17 protein-coding genes are annotated in these 18,502 nt (G+C 38.1%); 7 read left to right on the plus strand and 10 right to left on the minus strand.

Annotated features, from left to right (window positions below; genetic code table 11):
- Positions 1-15: 15 nt before the first annotated feature.
- The gene (locus ACE3RB_RS13305) at positions 16-918 is read right to left on the minus strand and encodes an ABC transporter ATP-binding protein (protein ID WP_374464650.1); all 903 of its coding nucleotides are present in this window, start codon (positions 916-918) and stop codon (positions 16-18) included.
- 116 nt (positions 919-1,034) lie between these two features.
- Here ACE3RB_RS13305 and ACE3RB_RS13310 point away from each other — a divergent pair, with 116 nt between their 5' ends.
- The 3 genes from ACE3RB_RS13310 to ACE3RB_RS13320 all read left to right on the plus strand — a co-directional run bounded on the left by ACE3RB_RS13310 (position 1,035) and on the right by ACE3RB_RS13320 (position 4,087).
- A complete protein-coding gene (locus ACE3RB_RS13310; protein ID WP_374464651.1) occupies positions 1,035-2,387 on the plus strand; it encodes an AAA family ATPase in 1,353 nt (450 codons plus the stop codon).
- An 84-nt stretch (positions 2,388-2,471) separates the two neighbouring features.
- Positions 2,472-3,578 carry an NAD(P)/FAD-dependent oxidoreductase gene (locus ACE3RB_RS13315; protein WP_374464652.1) on the plus strand — a complete coding sequence of 369 codons (1,107 nt, stop codon included), beginning with the start codon at positions 2,472-2,474 and terminating at the stop codon, positions 3,576-3,578.
- A gap of 17 nt (positions 3,579-3,595) precedes the next feature.
- The gene (locus ACE3RB_RS13320) at positions 3,596-4,087 is read left to right on the plus strand and encodes a hypothetical protein (RefSeq protein ID WP_374464653.1); all 492 of its coding nucleotides are present in this window, start codon (positions 3,596-3,598) and stop codon (positions 4,085-4,087) included.
- 1 nt (position 4,088) lies between these two features.
- On the opposite strand, the gene ACE3RB_RS13325 is transcribed toward ACE3RB_RS13320, so the two are convergent.
- Complete coding sequence (locus tag ACE3RB_RS13325) at positions 4,089-4,361, minus strand: hypothetical protein (protein ID WP_374464654.1); 273 nt, start codon at positions 4,359-4,361, stop codon at positions 4,089-4,091.
- 167 nt (positions 4,362-4,528) lie between these two features.
- On the opposite strand from ACE3RB_RS13325, the gene prfB reads away from it, so the two are divergent.
- Complete coding sequence (gene prfB, locus ACE3RB_RS13330) at positions 4,529-5,641, plus strand: peptide chain release factor 2 (RefSeq protein WP_374464655.1); 1,113 nt, start codon at positions 4,529-4,531, stop codon at positions 5,639-5,641.
- A gap of 86 nt (positions 5,642-5,727) precedes the next feature.
- Positions 5,728-6,423 carry a DedA family protein gene (locus ACE3RB_RS13335; RefSeq protein ID WP_002980792.1) on the plus strand — a complete coding sequence of 232 codons (696 nt, stop codon included), beginning with the start codon at positions 5,728-5,730 and terminating at the stop codon, positions 6,421-6,423.
- A gap of 327 nt (positions 6,424-6,750) precedes the next feature.
- Here ACE3RB_RS13335 and ACE3RB_RS13340 read toward each other — a convergent pair whose 3' ends face one another.
- The 3 genes from ACE3RB_RS13340 to ACE3RB_RS13350 are packed head-to-tail and all read right to left on the minus strand — an operon-like array spanning position 6,751 to position 9,588.
- Entirely contained in the window at positions 6,751-7,620 is an 870-nt protein-coding gene (locus ACE3RB_RS13340; RefSeq protein WP_374464656.1) for an alpha/beta hydrolase, read from the minus strand.
- Between the two features lie 46 nt (positions 7,621-7,666).
- Positions 7,667-9,061 (minus strand): serine hydrolase, encoded by a 1,395-nt coding sequence (locus ACE3RB_RS13345; RefSeq protein WP_374464657.1) that lies wholly within the window; start codon positions 9,059-9,061, stop codon positions 7,667-7,669.
- Between the two features lie 44 nt (positions 9,062-9,105).
- Positions 9,106-9,588 (minus strand): tetratricopeptide repeat protein, encoded by a 483-nt coding sequence (locus ACE3RB_RS13350; protein ID WP_374464658.1) that lies wholly within the window; start codon positions 9,586-9,588, stop codon positions 9,106-9,108.
- Positions 9,589-9,743: 155 nt separating this feature from the next.
- Here ACE3RB_RS13350 and ACE3RB_RS13355 point away from each other — a divergent pair, with 155 nt between their 5' ends.
- Positions 9,744-10,625: a DUF808 domain-containing protein gene (locus tag ACE3RB_RS13355; RefSeq protein ID WP_374464659.1), complete on the plus strand. Its 882-nt coding sequence runs from the start codon at positions 9,744-9,746 to the stop codon at positions 10,623-10,625.
- A 143-nt stretch (positions 10,626-10,768) separates the two neighbouring features.
- On the opposite strand, the gene dnaJ is transcribed toward ACE3RB_RS13355, so the two are convergent.
- The 5 genes from dnaJ to proS all read right to left on the minus strand — a co-directional run bounded on the left by dnaJ (position 10,769) and on the right by proS (position 17,231).
- Positions 10,769-11,884, minus strand: coding sequence for a molecular chaperone DnaJ (dnaJ, locus tag ACE3RB_RS13360; protein ID WP_002980784.1), 1,116 nt, complete (start codon positions 11,882-11,884; stop codon positions 10,769-10,771).
- 101 nt (positions 11,885-11,985) lie between these two features.
- A complete protein-coding gene (locus ACE3RB_RS13365) occupies positions 11,986-12,525 on the minus strand; it encodes a nucleotide exchange factor GrpE (RefSeq protein WP_374464683.1) in 540 nt (179 codons plus the stop codon).
- Positions 12,526-12,850: 325 nt separating this feature from the next.
- A complete protein-coding gene (locus ACE3RB_RS13370) occupies positions 12,851-14,185 on the minus strand; it encodes an Nramp family divalent metal transporter (protein WP_374464660.1) in 1,335 nt (444 codons plus the stop codon).
- Between the two features lie 113 nt (positions 14,186-14,298).
- Positions 14,299-15,636, minus strand: a complete 1,338-nt coding sequence (locus tag ACE3RB_RS13375; RefSeq protein WP_374464661.1) for a DUF937 domain-containing protein — start codon at positions 15,634-15,636, stop codon at positions 14,299-14,301.
- A 119-nt stretch (positions 15,637-15,755) separates the two neighbouring features.
- Entirely contained in the window at positions 15,756-17,231 is a 1,476-nt protein-coding gene (gene proS, locus ACE3RB_RS13380; RefSeq protein WP_374464662.1) for a proline--tRNA ligase, read from the minus strand.
- Positions 17,232-17,375: 144 nt separating this feature from the next.
- Between proS and ACE3RB_RS13385 the strand changes: the two genes are divergently transcribed.
- Positions 17,376-18,473 carry a prolyl-tRNA synthetase gene (locus ACE3RB_RS13385; protein WP_374464663.1) on the plus strand — a complete coding sequence of 366 codons (1,098 nt, stop codon included), beginning with the start codon at positions 17,376-17,378 and terminating at the stop codon, positions 18,471-18,473.
- Positions 18,474-18,502: the final 29 nt, after the last annotated feature.

Raw genomic sequence — 18,502 nt, forward strand, 5'->3', positions numbered from 1 at the left:
ATAATTTTATCATGATTAATTCGTGTTTTTTACAAGTTCAAGGAATTGAGATTCAAGGGACAGCTTTTTCTTCGTCAGATGGGAAAGATAAATTCCTTTCTCTGCCAGCTTCTGATTCATTGCCGAAGCTGAAATAGAAGCATCATCACGGATCTGAGCTTTGATAAGATCACCCTCCTGATTGATGGAAGAGAACCATTGAAGTTCATTCAAAGCATTTAAAAGCAAAGTGTTGTTGTCAGCTTTTAATTCGAAATACCCGTTGTTGGAGGTCATTTCATCCACTCTTCCGCAGTAAATGGAATTTCCTTCTTTTAATACAATTACATGGCTGCAGATTTTTTCAATTTCATCCAGAAGATGGCTTGCAATAATGATGGTGATGCCTTGTTTGGCAATATCGCTGATGATTTCTCTGATCTGTATGATCCCTTCGGGGTCCAGCCCGTTGGTAGGTTCATCTAAAATCAATACTTCCGGATTGTTCAGCATGGCAGAAGCAATGGCCAGGCGCTGTTTCATTCCCAATGAAAAAGTTTTGAAAGCATCTTTTCTTCTTTCGTACAGATTAACGGTTTTCAGAATTTCATCAATCCTTGAATAAGGAGTGTTTTTAATTTCTGCAACAATCTTAAGGTTGGTTTCCGCACTTAAGTAAGGATAAAAGTTAGGCTGTTCAATAATAGCCCCGATCTTTTTTAAAGTGTCCGGATCAGTCCCTTTTTTTCCAAACCAGAACCAGTCGCCGCTGGTAGGGTTGATGGTTGAAAGCAGCATTCCGAAAGTTGTGGATTTTCCACTTCCATTAGGCCCCAGAAGCCCATAAACATTGCCTTTTTCGACGTCAAAAGAAATATTGTTGACTACAACTCTTTTGAATTTCTTCGTCAAATTTTTTACTGATAAAATCTTTTCCATGTAATTTGTTTTACATAGTAGTAGTCTATATAAATTAGAGAATGTTACAGAATTAACAAAAATCAATATTAATTTAAGGGTAAATACATTAAATTTGATAGAATTAATCAACAGTTATGAAGCTAATTGAACTGGCAGAAGAATTAAATGTATCTGCAGAAGCCATCAAACAGTTTATTCAGGATTTTGATCTTGAACTGGTAGACTGTATCAGTACCAACTTTGAGGTAAAAAAAGATTTTGAAAAATTTGCCCGTGAAAATGTAGATTTTCTAAGGTTATACGAAAAAGATCTTGATAAAAATAAGACCCTGGAACAGATTGCAGAAGTGATCAAGCAGCCAAAGGACAAGGTTGAAAAGGTCATCAAAGATAATAACCTCAATATTTTCGACAACGGTTTTTTCAAATCTTCTGTATCAAGTTATGGAATTGATAATAAGCTGGGAGGAAACTATCAGTTTGTGTATGATTATTTCGGGCATAAAACCAGTCTGCAGCAAAGAGATTTCATAGGATACAGGGACCTGTTTTTTTATACTTCCAGCGTTTTGGAACCGTTCCTTAACCCGCAACAGATCAAAGACTGGGGAATCAACAAACCAGCAGGAATTATTCTGTACGGACCTCCAGGTAGCGGTAAGATATTCTGGGCCAACAAAATTGCTGAAATCATCGGATATCAGTTTAAAGAAGTTAAAAAACATTATCTCGGAACTTCATTAATTGATGGCAATGAAATTAATTTCAGTGATTTTCTACTGAGCATGATGAAGGAAAATAAAATGCTTCTTTTCATGGATGATTTTGACGAAATTATGATGCAGCGAAAAGCAGAGACGGATATTGCTTCCTGTAATCTGGAAGCCCAGGAGCTTATTCTTCATTATATCAGCAAATTTGAAAAAGAAGGAGTTCTGATGGTGGGCTCAGCTAATTCTGTGGCAGAAATTGATGAGGAAATTCTGGCACCCGGAAGATTTGATGTGCTGATTCCTGTTTTTCCTCCTAATGCTTCTGAGCGTTCAGAAATTATTCTTTATGCCATGACCAGAGGACTTGAGGAAGATTCTTTATTGTATAAAATTCTTAAAAACAACAAAGCGGATAAAATTCCTTTCTGGCATGAGATCTCTTCAAAGATGAAGGCATTCAGCAATACCATGCTGATCGACTTTACCCAAAGCCTAAAGAAAAGGATTAAAAATCTTTACCAGAAAACCAGAAACGAAAAACTGAAGATCGACCAGAATCTTTTAAACGGTGCTTTAAGAGATGCAGGATCCAAGCTTACTGAAGAATATCTTGATCAGGTAGCAAGATTCCTGGCTGATGTGATTATCAATAATTTTGATGATTTTCAGTTCAGAATTCAGGCATTGAAAAATGAACTGGAAACCTACAGAGTAGTGGAAGAACCACAAAGAGCCATCGGTTTCCAACATAATGACGGGGGAGATAAAGGGTAATTGTTCAATGTTTAAAGTTTAAGGTTTAAAGTTTTATAAAAAATTACCCATTACTCATTACTCATTACTCATTACTCATTACTTATGAACAGCATCTGGGAACTGGATACATTCTACAGAAAAAGAAATATTATCATTATTGGTGCCGGATTTTCAGGGCTTTGGACTGCGATAGCTATCAAAGAGAAATATCCTGAAAAATCTGTTTTAGTTATTGAAAGAAACGCTATTCCGTTAGGTGCTTCAACAAGAAATGCGGGATTTGCCTGTTTTGGAAGCCTTACCGAAATCATTGCTGATTCCGAGAAAATGGGCTGGACAAAAACATTACAGCTTGTTAAAATGAGATTTGACGGGCTTCAGAAAATTCAGCATTATTTTAAAAATGATGAAATTGATTTTGAACTTGAAGGAGGCTATGAAATTGTAAATAATGAAGAGCCTTTAACTCATATCGATATTGTTAATGAAAAGCTGAAAACAATAACCGGACTGGATAAAACGTACAGTCTCAAACAGGATAAAATACAGGAATTCGGACTTGGAAAATCTGAATTCCTGATTGAAAATCCCTGTGAAGGAAGCCTTCATTCGGGAAAACTGCTACAAAAGCTGCTGGAAAAATGTCATGAACTGAAGGTTGAGTTTTTATTCGGAACAGAAGTCATGAAGATTGAAGAAAGAGCAGAAGATGTTGAGGTTCATCTTTCCGGCGATATTTCCGTAAAAGCTAGGAAAGTGATTTATTGTACCAATGCTTTCACTTCAAAGTTTTTGGAAAAAGAAAATATCGTTCCAGCCCGTGGACAGGTCCTTTTGACAGAACCGATAGACGGATTAAAACTTAAAGGAACTTTTCATTATGACGAAGGGTATTATTATTTCAGAAATCTGGGAAACAGGATATTGCTGGGCGGTGGAAGAAATCAGGACTTTAAAACCGAAGAAACCGCTGCTTTTGAAACAACAGAATTTCTACAGAATCACCTGGAAAACTTTTTAAAAGAGGTCATCCTTCCTTATAAAGACTTTAAAATTGCGCTCCGCTGGTCGGGAATAATGGCAATGGGTCCGGAAAAAACACCTGTTGTAAAACAGGTTTCTGATAGACAGTTTTGTGCCGTAAGGCTTTCAGGAATGGGAGTAGCTTTAGCCCCCAAAATTGGTGAGATGATAGCAGAAATGATATAAATACTACGTTGATACTCATGAAATACTTACCATTTGAACGTATTACCTACAAAACAAATTTATCTGAACAGGAAGTTTTAACAAGACTTTCCGGTTTTGTAGAACCTAAAAAATTTGGTTTGGGAAGGAATTATATAAAAGATTATGAAGGATCTGTGAATAATAATAGCTTTGAAATAAGCAGAGTGATACAGTATAGAAATTCTTTTCTTCCCCAGATAAACGGTAGAATTCAAAATGAAAATAACGGAACCCAGATACAGGTGACCATGTCACTACATGCATTTGTCTTCTTTTTTTTAATAGTCTGGTGCTCATTTGCCCTGATTTTCTTCATGGGTGTTTCTCTAAGAGCTATAAGAGAAAAAGAAATATCGGTAGAACTTTTTCTTCCTCTGGGTATGCTCCTGTTTGTCTACGCTTTAACTATGGCAGGGTTCAAATCGGAAAGTAAACAAGCAAAAGAATACCTTAGAAGAAGCTTTGAAGCTGAAATTATCAATGAGTAATTTAGCTGTTTTCCCACCACTTTAAAATATTTCTTGCAATGTCTTCAGCAATAAACTCAGACCTGTAAAGACCATAAGTGACTCCCAACTCAGTTTCTATAATATTTTCCAGCTTTTCCTGATCAGATCCTTTTTCCAGTTGTTGAAGAAGTTTTTCTGTTAAGTGGTCAAAACTGTTTTTAGAAAGACCGGGCATTAAATTCATTGAAATAATAAGCTTTTTTAACTGAGCAAAATTTCCTTTACGCTCATTAATCCAATCATTGATATCCATTTAACCTGTTTTAAAGTATAAATATAAGAGAAAAATAAATTTTAAATTCAGACCTGAGTCCCGCCCCCGGAACCCGAACCTCGAACCCAAAACTTTAAACCCGGAACTTTAACCCCGCCTCTCTCCACTCTAAAAGAATTCCTTATTTTTGCAAAAAAGAAACATTCGTGATTAACAACGACCAGATAAAAGAAGTTCAATCCAGAATTGAAGATTTACACAGATATCTTCAGATTGAGAAAAAGAAGATTGAAATTGCCAATGATGATGAAAAAACTGCAGCACCTGAATTTTGGGACAATCCAAAAACGGCAGAAGCATTTTTAAAACAGCTTCGTTCCAAGAAAAAATGGGTAGAAAGCTATGATGAGATTCAGACACAGTTTGAAGATCTGCAGGTGTTGGCTGACTTTGCCAAAGAAGATCCGGATTCTGAAAAAGAACTGGATGAAACATTTCCGCAATTGGTGGAAAAAATTGAAGACCTCGAATTCAAGAATATGCTTTCCAATGAAGGGGATGAGCTTTCTGCCGTTCTTCAGATTACAGCAGGAGCGGGAGGAACAGAAAGTTGTGACTGGGCATCTATGCTGATGAGAATGTATACGATGTGGGCAGAAAAGCAGGGGTATAAAATCCGTGAACTGAATTTCCAGGAAGGTGATGTGGCAGGAGTGAAAACCGTAACCCTTGAAATTGAAGGGGAATATGCTTTCGGATATCTGAAAGGAGAAAACGGTGTGCACAGACTGGTAAGAATTTCACCTTTTGACAGTAATGCAAAGCGTCATACAAGCTTTGTGTCCGTGTATGTTTATCCTTTGGTGGATGATACCATTGAGATCAATATCAACCCTGCCGATATCAGTTTTGAAACCATGAGAGCTTCCGGAGCCGGAGGGCAGAACGTAAACAAGGTGGAAACAGCAGTACGTCTTCGTCACGCTCCAACCGGTATTATCATAGAAAACTCCGAATCCCGTTCCCAGCTTCAGAATAAAGAAAAAGCCATGCAGCTCCTTCGTTCAAGACTTTACGAAATGGAACTGGAAGAGCGTATGAAAGCCAGAAACGAGATAGAAGCCAACAAAATGAAGATCGAGTGGGGAAGCCAGATCAGAAATTACGTCATGCACCCTTACAAACTGGTAAAAGATGTACGCTCAGGCTATGAAACGTCAGATGTGGATGCTGTTATGAACGGTAATATCACTCCTTTCCTGAAAGCATTCTTAATGGCCGATGGGACGGCAGTTTCCGACGATGACCTCGACTTATAAAAATCATGTTTGAATTTTAGTTAAAATCTTATAATTAATTTTTGTTTCAGACATTTTAGACCTATTTTTGTTGTTCATCGATATTTATGGAAGATTTCAATAGCTGGAAGGATTTATTAAACCCTGAGTTTTATATTAAAATGGGAGGGTTTTGGCTTATTTTGTTTATCGTATTTGCTGAAACAGGGCTTTTTGTAGGATTTTTCCTGCCGGGAGATTCACTTTTATTCGTTTCAGGAATTTATGCCGTTGAAATCATCAAAGAGACTTTTGGCTCTACAGGGAGCGATTTCCTTGATACTACACTTCTGGCTTCAGGAGTATCCCTTGCAGCCATTATTGGAAATGAAGTGGGATATTATTTCGGAAGAAAGGCTGGACCAGCTTTGTATAAAAGACCGGATTCAATGCTTTTCAAAAAGAAATATCTTTATCAGGCACATGATTTCTTTGAAAAACACGGAGCACTGGCAGTGATTATGGCAAGGTTTTTACCAGTTGTAAGAACATTTACACCAATTGTAGCCGGTATCGTGAAGATGGACAAAAAAGAATTTTTAAGAGATAATATTATCGGTGCCGTATTATGGTCGTTCATTCTGATCTTTGCAGGACATTATCTGGATAAGCTCTTTATGGAACAGTTTGGAATCAACTTAAAAGAGAAACTGGAATATATCATCATCGTTATCGTATTGGTAACAACACTTCCGGTAATCATCAAGTTTGTTTTCGGAAAAAAGGAAGATTTATCCAAATACGAAGATCAGGACTTTGAATAATAAATAATTCAATCAAAAATATAGAGCCGTCTTAATCATGAGATGGCTTTTTTTGTGTATATAATTTTTTTTATCACGTAAAGCTTGCAAGGTTATTATCGTTATCCGTTACTTTTCGTTCGCAGAGGCGCTTCACTTAGCTAAGTAATGTACCTTGCTAAACGAAGTGTCTTTGCGATCGATAGAATATAAGCTTTAAAATTGCTTTGCGGACATAGCGTTTTTTTAGATATATCTACCAGATAAAATTTTTTATGCCAGATATGTAAAAGATTCTTATGAACGAATTGTTTAAGAAGTAGTTTATTTATTGGATTAAATAGATAACTATTTTTTAATCCACTCCAGGATATTAGGATAAATAATGCTGTCTCTTTTCTTTTTACTGAAGAATCTGGGTGCATGCCCTGCTCCTTTCATAAAGACAAATTTGTGCGGAATATTCATTTGGGTAAGCGCCGAGTCCATGGCAATTCCCTGATGCTGATTGACCAGCACATCATTGTTTCCCTGAAATAACAGTGTAGGGACATTGGTAATATTCGCAATAGGGCTGGCTGCCTTAAAGGCTTTAGAAACATTGCTGCGGTCAAATTTGGTACCTACCACTTTCTGGATAGTAGGAGAGGTATATTTTGAATAAAATGATTTAAGATATTGCGAACTGAAAAAATCTGTTGGTCCACTTAGTGAAATGATTTTTTTGATCTGTTCGGGATGCTGGTATCCGTAAAGAAGAGCCAAATGCCCGCCGGCACTCTCACCCAAAAGAATATAATTATTGGGTTGAAGCTGAGCTTTATCCGCGAGTGAATTAAATTTTTCAATCACCCGGCCAATATCCTCAAGCTGTTGCTTATAAGTGATTTTTTTCTTTGCAGAAACCAATCTATAATTCATGTTGATGCTTGGAATTCTGTTTTCAAAAAGCATTTTCTGAATCTGGATCATATGCTCTTTTTTTCCTAAAGTCCAGGCTCCACCATGAACGATAAGAACGACAGGAGTATCTTCAGCATAATTTTTGGGAAGAAAGACATCCATTTTCTGCCTTTTATGCTCACCATATTTGAGATTATAGATTTTCTGCTGGCTTCCAGGGCCTACCCAGACTCTGAATTTCGTATTGCAGGATTGCAGCACGAAGCCAATGCATCCCATTACGAAAAAATGATACCTGAGAATGAGTTTTTTCATTGATTAAATTTACGAAAAATTCTATTGATTAAGAAGCCATGGACGCTTAGTTAAGCTTTTCTGCTGTTTTTGAAGAAAGTCCCTTTTTGATTGTAATAATGTCCTTTTCTTCCTTTTTTATAATAAAAGAAATCTCACTGTCATCATCCTCCAGGAAAAATGCATCCTCCTTTTCAGGGAGCATTCTTACTTTAGGGCCATTATTGTTCTGAATAAAAAGCTGGCCGTTGTTGTACAGAATATGAATAACATTATTATCAGGAAGTCCGTAGTTACCTGCATATTTTTGCAACAAGTCAGGACTCAATATTACTTCTTTCTTAGGTTGCGGAAGTATGTAAGGCTGTCCTAAAATAGCGGCTAAAATTGTATTGCCTGCTTTTTCCAGTTTTTTACTCGTAATATTGTTAAGAAGGATAATACACAGGTCATCATCAGGAAGCATGGCAAAATAGCTTGTGGAACCTTCTATATTTCCACCATGGTTGATCAGTTTTTTCCCGTAAAGATCATCAATGAACCAACCATAGCCGTAACCGCTCAAAAAAGGTGTTGTAGCTTTTTTAAATGATTCTTTGGAAACAATTTTATAATCTCTGAGTCCTTTATAATAATTGTAAAGGTCTTCAGCAGTACTGTAAATCTGTCCTGCAGGACCGGTTAATGTAGAATTCCATACTTCTGTTTTTTCCTGTTTTGTTTTTGAAATATAAGAGTAAGGAACTGTTTTATATGGACTTTTCAAAGCCATATAATTAAAGCCGGTATGTGTCATCTTCAGAGGATCTAAGATGATTTTTTTTACTGCATTTTCATAGGAAGTTCCCATTAATTTTTCAATGATAAGCCCCAATAAAATATATCCTGAATTGGTATACGAAAACTGAGTGCCGGGTTCAAAATCCAGAGGCTCATTCTTAAAAAAAGAAAGCTCTTTATCTTTATCAATAGTCTTTCCGGTATGAAGAAGACTGAAATATTCTTTATTGCGTAATACTTCATAAATTCCGGAGGTATGGGTAAGGAGATGTTCAATAGTAATTTCATTTCCTCTTGGATAATCGGCAATAAATTTTGAGATCGGATCCTTAAAAGACAGTTTTCCATCTTCATTAAGTTTTACGATCATCAGAGCTGTGAAAGATTTGGTTAAAGAAGCAATCTGATACACACTTTTGTTCTGGTTGGGGATCTTTTTTTCTGCATCTTGCCAGCCGTATGACTTTTCAAAAATATTTTGGTGCTGATAATGGATGAAAGCAGTTCCATTAAATTTATTAATTGTAGCATATGCTTTTATAATGCTGTCTATTTCTTCTCTTTTCTTTTCCTGACTGATATTGCTGAGAGCAGACTGTGTCTGAGCTTTTAAAGCGGAACAGAATGTACTGAACAGGCAGAACAAACCTCCTAAAGTTAAAATATGAAATTGACGTTGCATGGTATCAGATTTTAAAAACGGTTAAAATTAAGCAGTAAAGAAAGTTATAGATTTTCAGCGTATCGGGATAGAGAATTATTGTATCTGGGCAAATGTTTTGAAATTGCTTTCAGGGCTATGGCTAGTGCTTCTTTATGTGCTCCCGCTGAAGAAAGGGACAGTGCTAAAAAAGAATCTACCGCATCATTCAGCTCATCAGAATAATTGGCTTTTTCTTCTCTTAAAATACGGATGCTTTCCTCTGTTTTTCCGTTATTTCTTAAGGTACTTGCCAGCTGGATTCTTGCTCTCCTTCTTCGTAAGCCGGTTAATCCCTTATCCAATGCTGATCTGTACAAAGGTTCTGCTTCCTTTTCGTGTCCGGTGGAGTCAAAAGCGCAGGCTCTTTCAAAATCGGCAATAGCCTGATAATCGGTAATGGTAAGCAATTCTACATGATTTTCAATTTGCTGAATAAACTCTTCGTTGCTTATCGTTCCAAGTTTTAGCCATATACTTTGTAATTGGGTTTCCCAGTTTTCATCCATCGGATAGATTTTAAACAAAGATATAAAATATTGAAGGCTATGCATTGTTTAATCAATCTTATAATTTTCAAAATTATTGTCAGATTATGAATTCAAAAACGGAATTAAATATTTATTTTTGCTGAACTTAACAAAGATTAAAAAATTATTAAAATATGGCATCAGGCTTTTTTGCGATTTTAGATGATATTGCAGCATTGATGGATGATGTAGCGGTTACCAGTAAGATTGCTACGCAAAAGACAGCGGGAATTTTAGGAGATGACCTGGCCGTAAATGCAGAAAAAGCTACAGGCTTTCTTTCTTCAAGAGAACTTCCTGTGCTGTGGGCTATTACCAAAGGATCATTTATCAACAAACTGATTATTCTTCCCATCGCTTTTCTGCTCAACTGGCTCTATAAGCCGGCTATTGAAATGGTTCTTATTTTAGGAGGAATCTATCTTGCCTTTGAAGGAGTGGAAAAGATTATAGAATTCCTGTTTCATCGTTCCAAAAAAGGGCATGAAGTTATCAAAGAAAGTGATGAAGAAGAAAATTCCGAAGCCTCTGAAAAAGCGAAAATAAACTCAGCCATCAGAACGGATTTTATCCTTTCCATTGAGATTGTAATTATTGCATTGGGAACTGTTATTCAGCAGGAGCACCCGCTTCTTACACAGATCATAACAGTAACATTTGTATCATTTTTGGCAACGGTTGGGGTATACGGAATTGTAGCATTGATCGTGAGAATGGATGATGCCGGTTTCAGCCTGATCAGAAAAAGTCATGATAAAGGATTCTTTTCCAAGATCGGACATTTATTGGTAAAAGCATTGCCCGTTATCATTAAACTTCTGGGAATTGTGGGAACTGTTGCTCTGATCCTGGTTTCAGGCGGTATTTTTGCCCACAATATTCATTACCTGCATGAATTGCTTCCAACATGGCCGGCTATGCTGAAAGAGTTTACATTTGGTCTTGTAGGAGGGATTGCTGCAGTAGCAGTGTTTACTTTAGGAAAATCAATTTATTCTCTGGCGACAAAAAAATAAACAGAATTAGAATTAAATAACCAAAAAATCCTGTACCGGAAAGGGTGCAGGATTTTTTATGATGTGGCTGAAATATAATTTAAAACCTTTCGATGTTAAAACTTTGAAAAAAAAGAGACTTGTAAAAAGTCTCTTTTTCTATATTAATTGAATAAATCTTTTACTTTATCAAAAAAAGTTTTTTCCTTTCCGGATGGCTCTGCAACCATTTCTCCACTGGACATCTGCTTTTCAAAGAAATCTTTCTGCTCTTTGGTAAGCTTCTGCGGTGTCCATACATTGATGTGGATGAACATGTCTCCTTTACCATAGCTGTCAATACTTGGAAGTCCTTTTCCTGCCAATCTTAAGATCTTTCCGGACTGTGTTCCCGGATCAACGGTGATTTTTACTTTTCCGCCTACTGTAGGGATCTCCTTTTTGGTTCCCAAAGCGGCTTCAGCAAATGAAACGTAAAGCTCCTGGTGAAGATTGTCTCCTTCTCTCTTGATGGTTTGGTCTACTTCCTCTTCTATGATTACCAATAAATCCCCCGGAGTTCCTCCGAACGGCGCATCATTTCCTTTTCCTCTTACATTCAGCTGGATACCGTCTCTTGCTCCTGCAGGAATATTGATTGTAATTTCCTCTTCATCCTTAACAAGACCCTGCGCATTGGCACCGGCAGGAATTTTATCGGCAACTTTTCCGATTCCCTGACATGTACCACAGGTAGTCTGTGTCTGCATCTGGCCAAACATAGTATTCATTACTTTTATCTGAACACCGGAACCGTTACAGGTAGGACACGTTTTTGAAGTGGCACCTTCCGCCATCTTCATCTTTTTTACTTTAATGGTTTTTTGAGTTCCGTTTACCATTTCCTCAAGGTTCAGCTTGATCCTGATTCTTAAATTAGAACCTTTCACCTGCTGACGGCCACCGCCGCCACCAAATCCTCCGAAACCGCCACCGAAAATATCTCCAAACTGACTGAAAATATCTTCCATGTTCATTCCGCCTCCGAAGCCTCCGCCTCCGAAACCACCATTTCCACCCATCCCGGCATGTCCGAACTGGTCGTATCTGGCACGTTTCTGATCGTCGCTCAGAACTTCGTAAGCCTCAGCAGCTTCTTTAAATTTTTCTTCGGCTTCTTTATCTCCCGGGTTTTTATCCGGGTGATATTTAATAGCCATTTTACGGTATGCTTTTTTTATTTCGTCGCCTGATGCAGATTTGCTGATCTCAAGAACCTCGTAATAATCTCTTTTTGACATGACAATTTTATAATTGATTGTTGATAAATGATAAAAGATATTGTAAAGCTAATAAGTGAAACATTCATCAATTATCACTCACCATTTATCATTTATGAATTTTAATTTCCTGTTACCACTTTTGCAAAACGGATTACTTTATCATTTAAAGTGTATCCTGTTTCAATAACGTCTACGATCTTTCCTTTCAAATCTTCTGATGGAGCAGGGATTTGGGTAATCGCTTCATGGAAATCAACATCAAAGCTGTCACCAGCCTTTACTTCCATTGTTTTTAAGCCTTTTTCAGTAAGTTTATTCTTGAATTTCTGATAGATCAGTTCTACACCCTGCAGATCAGACGGATTTCCGTTTTTAGCGATTTCTTTTAATGCTCTTTCAAAATCATCCAAAACCCCTAACATTGAAACCATCATCTCCTGGTTGGCATACTGGAAGAATTCCATCTTCTCTTTGCTTGTTCTTTTTTTATAATTCTCGAATTCAGCATACAATCTGATGTAACGGTCTTTTTCTTCTGCCAAAAGTTCCTCTGCAGAAGGAGTAGCTGTCACATTGTCCTGAGATGTTGCGTCATTCTGAACATTGTTTTCTTCCTGATTATTGATGCTTTCTTCGTTAATATCCTGGTTTTCCATAATTCAATATTTATTTACAGATTGTTTGACAAAGAACCTGCCAAATCTGAAAGCTGGACATTAAGGCAGAAAAATGAACAGCGATGAATGGTGGATAAGTCAATTCGCTTCGCTTGTGAATTTATATAAGCGTTGGATAAAGATTTACTTTGCAAAGCAAAAATTGACCATTGACGATTCACTTGCCGATGTTGAAGAAGTCAATTCACTTCGCTTGTGAATTGGTAATTGTCCAGCATTAAAAATTGACTTTGCGGAGCAAAAATTGATCATTGACCATTGACCTAACAATGTCCAATAGCCAATTTAAAAATTATAGCTGTATTTTTTATTTCCCTGTAAATGTCTGGTAGAGCAGATACAAATTTAAAACAATAATAATGATGGAAATAATCCATACACAGATTTTAAGAAAGGGTTTATTGACAAATTCGCCCATTTTGGCTTTATCGTTGGTGAACATCACCAATGGAACCACTGCAAAACTTAACTGCATAGATAGAATTACCTGACTTAAAACCAATAACTCTGTTGTTCCCTGCTCGCCGTAAAGTATAGCAACAATAAGTGCAGGAATTACAGCAATAAGCCTTGTGATCAGTCTTCGAAGCCATGGTTTTAATCTGATATTCAGAAATCCTTCCATCACGATCTGACCGGCAAGGGTTCCTGTCAGCGTAGAGTTTTGCCCGGATGCCAGCAAAGCAATAGCAAAGGCAATACTTGCCATTGAAGCTCCTAAAATGGGAGTCAGCATTTTGTAGGCATCATGAATATCTGCAACATGTTCATTTCCGGTTGTATGAAATGTAGCGGCTGCAAGAATAAGAATGGCTGCATTGATGAAGAAAGCCAGCATCAGTGAAACTGTACTGTCTATAGTGGCAAACTTTATGGCTTCTTTTTTTCCTTCTGTATCACGGGCATAATCTCTGGTCTGTACAATACTGCTGTGCAGATACAGGTTGTGGGGCATTACCGTAGCTCCTAAAATCCCGATCGCAATATAAAGCATAGCAGGATTCTGAATAATTTCCTTTTGTGGCACCAGCCCTCCCAGAATTTCATTAAACGCAGGCTTGGAAATAACAATTTCATACATGAAACAAGCCAGAATAATGAATATAAGTCCACCTACAATACTCTCAATCCATCGGAAGCCTTTCGCCTGAAGCAAAAGGATAATTAACACATCTACGGTTGTGATAACAATACCCCAGGTCAGGGGAATATGGAATAACAGGTTTAAGGCAATCGCTGACCCGATGACTTCGGCGAGATCGCAGGCTGCAATCGCTATTTCACAGAATACCCAGAGAATAAAATTGGTGGTTGGGCTGAAGTGGTCCCTGCACGCCTGTGCAAGGTCTCTTTCGGCAACAACTCCGAGTTTCACAGATAAGTGCTGCAAAACCATTGCAAAAATATTGGAGATAAGAATCACTGAAAGAAGTGTATATCCAAACTGAGCTCCTCCTGCAATATCCGTTGCCCAGTTTCCCGGATCCATATAGCCTACAGCAATCATTAATCCTGGTCCTGCAAAGGCAAGATATTTCCTCCAGAAAGTTGCGTTTTTGGGTACTTTGATGGATGAATAAACCTCTGATAGGGAATGATTTGTTTTATCTTTTCGCCAGGCGCTTTTTATATTGAAATTCATAAATGTTAGAAATGGCTAACAAATTTAATTAAATAAATGTAAACAGAAAAATCATGAGATAAAAAAATCCCGGAAACTATTTTCCGGGATCTAATTTTTATTGAGTCTAAAGATTATTTCGCAAATCTTACAGACATTTTTCTGTCAGCAGCTCTTTCAGCGTCAGAAGCTTTTGCATCAACTTTGGCAAATTTACTTCCGTAGCCTTCAGCACCAAGTACCTGACCTCCAACACCTGCTTTAGCTAAGGCAGATTTGATATAATCAGCTCTTGCCTGAGATAATTTAACGTTAGAAGCTTCGTTTCCTGTTTTGTCAGTATAACCTCCAACTTTGATTTTTGCATCAGGGAAAGCTTTAAGGATAGCTACAAGGTTATCAAGTTGTCCTTGTGAACCTGCTTCAAGCTCGGTAGAACTTCCCATTTTGAAATTAACGTGATCGAAGTCGTACCACTTATCTTTCAACGCTGCATCATCAGCCGCATTTTTGTAACCTCCGGATTTCAGGAATGAAATCATCTGGTCTTCCATTCCGCCTTTGTAACCTTTTAACATTACACCGTTAAGGTCAATGTTTTCATCAGTTTTAGCGGTTGCCGGTGCAGGTGTTGCAGTTCCTGTCCCTGTAGTTGCAGCTGTATCAGTAGTTGAACTGGTTGCCGCTGAATCAGACGTAGTGGTAGTGGTTGTTGTTGTCTGCTTTTTCTCACACTGTTTCCATAAGAAATAAGCAGCAGCTATCAATAATAAAAGCGGAAGCAACCATTTCCAGATTGAACCTCCGCCTTGATTATTATTGTTATTATTTTCAAATCTTTCTCTTACTTCTCTTGCCCCTTCTGAAACATTTTCTCTTGCTGTAGCAACACTTTCAGCGATGTTATCTTTAGCTGTAGATGTTACTGAAGAAACGGTTTCTTTTGCCTGTCCAAACCAATTTTCAGCTCCTAATCCGAAGGATGCCAAAGAAAGACCTGCAGGCAGCAAAGAAGAAACAATGCCTTTCTGATCATTCAGTAAGCTGGAAATACCCGAAGCCCCCAGATTATTGTCGGCTGCGTATTTTCCAACAGTGCCTACTGTAGCTCCAGTCACCAGGTTTAATAAAGAACCTGCAGTGGTGTTACTCACTCCTGAAAAACTGGCAATGGAATTTACCAGTCCACTTATTTTATCTCCAAATATTGAAGATAGCAAGTTCGAAATAATAGGGTTATTAGACGCTCCGCCTAATAAATTTCCCAAAATTCCACTTGAAGAGGCTTGTGTGATAGCATCCACAACGCCAGGCTTATCTGCATTATTGGCTAATCCTCCTACTACAGCAGGTAATAATCCGCCAATTGCTTTAGAAATACCGGATTCACTTTCTCCAAACTGCGATGCAGCCTGTGAAACCAAAGCGGGACCTAATTGTCCTTTAATTAAATCAATGACATTTAAAGACATAATAATAAATTTTTTTGGATTAATGTTGAGATAAATTTAAACAAAAATCCGTCCAAATGTCACCTTTTTTTGAATATTTCTTTAAAAATTAATGAATATTTTTAAAATCATTAAAATTATTAATAAGCTTTTGCGAATAATACACGTCTTTTAGACGGTTTTCCTGAAATCAGTGAAGTACCTTCTTCTATATCATCATCCAAAGGAATACATCTGATGGTTGCCTTTGTTTCTTCCTTGATCTGTTCCTCTTCTTCAGCAGTACCATCCCAGTGAGCATAGATAAATCCGCCTTTCTCTTCCAGGACTTTCTTGAATTCTTCATAAGTATCCACCTTGGTGATATTATTTTTTCTGAATTCAAATGCTTTGTTGTAAATATCCTGCTGAATAGTTTTCAATAGATCTTCGATATAAGAATCAAGTCCTTCAATAGAACGAACTTCTTTTGTCAGGTTATCTCTTCTTGCGATTTCCACAGATCTGTTCTCCAGGTCTCTTGGTCCCATAGCAATTCTTACAGGAACTCCTTTCAGTTCGTATTCTGCGAATTTCCATCCTGGTTTGTTCTGAGTATCATTGTCAAATTTCACAGAAATTCCCTTTGCTCTCAGTTTAGCCTGAATATCCAAAGCCACCTCACTGATTTGTTCCAATTGCTCTTCCCCTTTGAAAATAGGTACTATTACTACCTGAATTGGTGCAAGAGTAGGAGGCAGTACCAATCCGAAATCATCAGAGTGTGTCATAATCAATGCTCCCATCAGACGGGTTGAAGTTCCCCATGATGTTGCCCATGCATGTTCAATTTTTCCTTCTTTGTTGGTGAATTTTACATCAAATGCTTTCGCGAAATTCTGACCCAGAAAGTGTGAAGTTCCGGCTTGTAAAGCTTTTCCATCCTGCATTAATGCTTCAATACAATACGTTTCATCAGCTCCTGCAAATCTTTCAGAAGGTGTTTTTAACCCCTGAATAACAGGAATAGCCATGAAGTTTTCTGCAAAATCTGCATATACCTTATTCATCTTTTCTGCTTCTTCAACGGCTTCCTCCTTTGTAGCATGAGCAGTGTGTCCTTCCTGCCATAAGAATTCAGCCGTTCTTAGGAAAAGACGTGTTCTCATTTCCCAACGGACAACATTAGCCCATTGGTTGATCAATATCGGTAGGTCTCTGTAAGACTGAATCCAGTTTTTGTATGTGTTCCAGATAATAGCTTCTGAAGTAGGACGAACGATAAGCTCTTCTTCCAGTTTTGCATCCGGGTCCACAATCAGCTTGGATGGGTTATCCGGATCCGTCTTTAATCTGTAGTGGGTAACAACAGCGCATTCTTTTGCAAAACCTTCTGCATTCTTTTCCTCTGCCTCAAATAAGCTCTTGGGCACAAAAAGCGGGAAGTATGCGTTAACGTGACCTGTTTCCTTGAACTTCTTATCCATTTCATCACGCATTTTTTCCCAGATCGCATAGCCATACGGTTTGATCACCATACATCCACGCACGCCTGAGTTTTCAGCTAAATCAGCTTTTACAACCAGCTCATTATACCATTTGCTGTAATCTTCGCTTCTTGAGGTTAATTTTGCCATTATTTTTTTTAATTTTTTTAACTTTTGTACATTATTGTTATCTAAAAATAAAAATCTATTTTTGATAGATTTTTTTACCGGTATTTTGGTACATTTTTGGTACAGATTGCAAATATAATTTAAATTAAAAATTTTTACGTTATCATGAAAAGAAATATACATAAAAATTTGCTTGGTCTGCTAAGATCCAAAGGGATTTTAGCCATATCAGGCGGATTATTACTTGTGTCTTGTGGTGCTCAGATGGGAGGGTATAGCGAGACAGACGGGGTGTATTACGACCCCAATAAGGATACGCTACCTGAAGGAGTTATCATCAATGATAGCGGAAACAGAGTAGGAGAATATTATGACTACTATCAGGATTCCAATGTAATTCAGAATGCCCAGGCGAATAGCCGTGAGCAGGAGAACAGATATAATGACTGGAGCGGTACCAACCCAAATTGGAATACCACTGCTACAGATTCCGACTGGGGACTTTATGCGGGTTCTCAGACGAACTACTATGACAACTCATGGGGGTGGGGATCTCCGTGGGGATGGTATGGTGGATATAGCCCATATTGGGGATGGGGCTGGAACCGCGGCTGGGGCTGGGGTGCAAGCCTTTCCTGGGGATGGGGCGGATCATTCGGATGGGGCTGGGGAGGCTCTTTCGGATGGGGAAGTCCATACTGGGGCTATTCTCCTTATTGGGGGGGATATTATGATCCATTCTGGGGGGGATACTACGGAAACCCATATTGGGGATACGGAGGAGGCTACTGGGGTGGCGGCTATTACAACAGGCCTGTTTACAGAAGAAGCGGTATCAGTGGAGGAGGATTCCAGAATACAGGGGTAGCCAACGCAGTTTACAGAACGAATACAGCTAACTCAGGATTCCGAAATAGTAATGGAAACGGTGGATTCAGAAACACCAATAACGGCGGATTCAGAGACTCTAACTCAAATGGTGGCTTCAGAGGCAACTCCGGAGGCTTCAGAAACGGAAGTTCAGGAGGTTTCAGAAATACTCAGTCCAACGGCGGATTCCGTAATTCTGCACCACAAACAAGACCTAATTATAATTATCAGCAGCCACAGCCAAGATATAATAACGGAGGCTTCAGATCTAATGATTCCGGAGGTTTCAGATCCAGCGGAGGTTTCAATGGCGGAGGCGGAGGCTTCAGAGGTGGTTCTTCAGGCGGCGGTGGAATGAGATCCGGCGGAGGAGGCAGAGGAGGCTTCAGATAATTGTTCAAACTAATAAACTATAAAAAAAT

Source organism: Chryseobacterium sp., from assembly GCF_041914225.1.
In the GTDB taxonomy this organism is placed as follows: Bacteria; Bacteroidota; Bacteroidia; order Flavobacteriales; family Weeksellaceae; genus Chryseobacterium.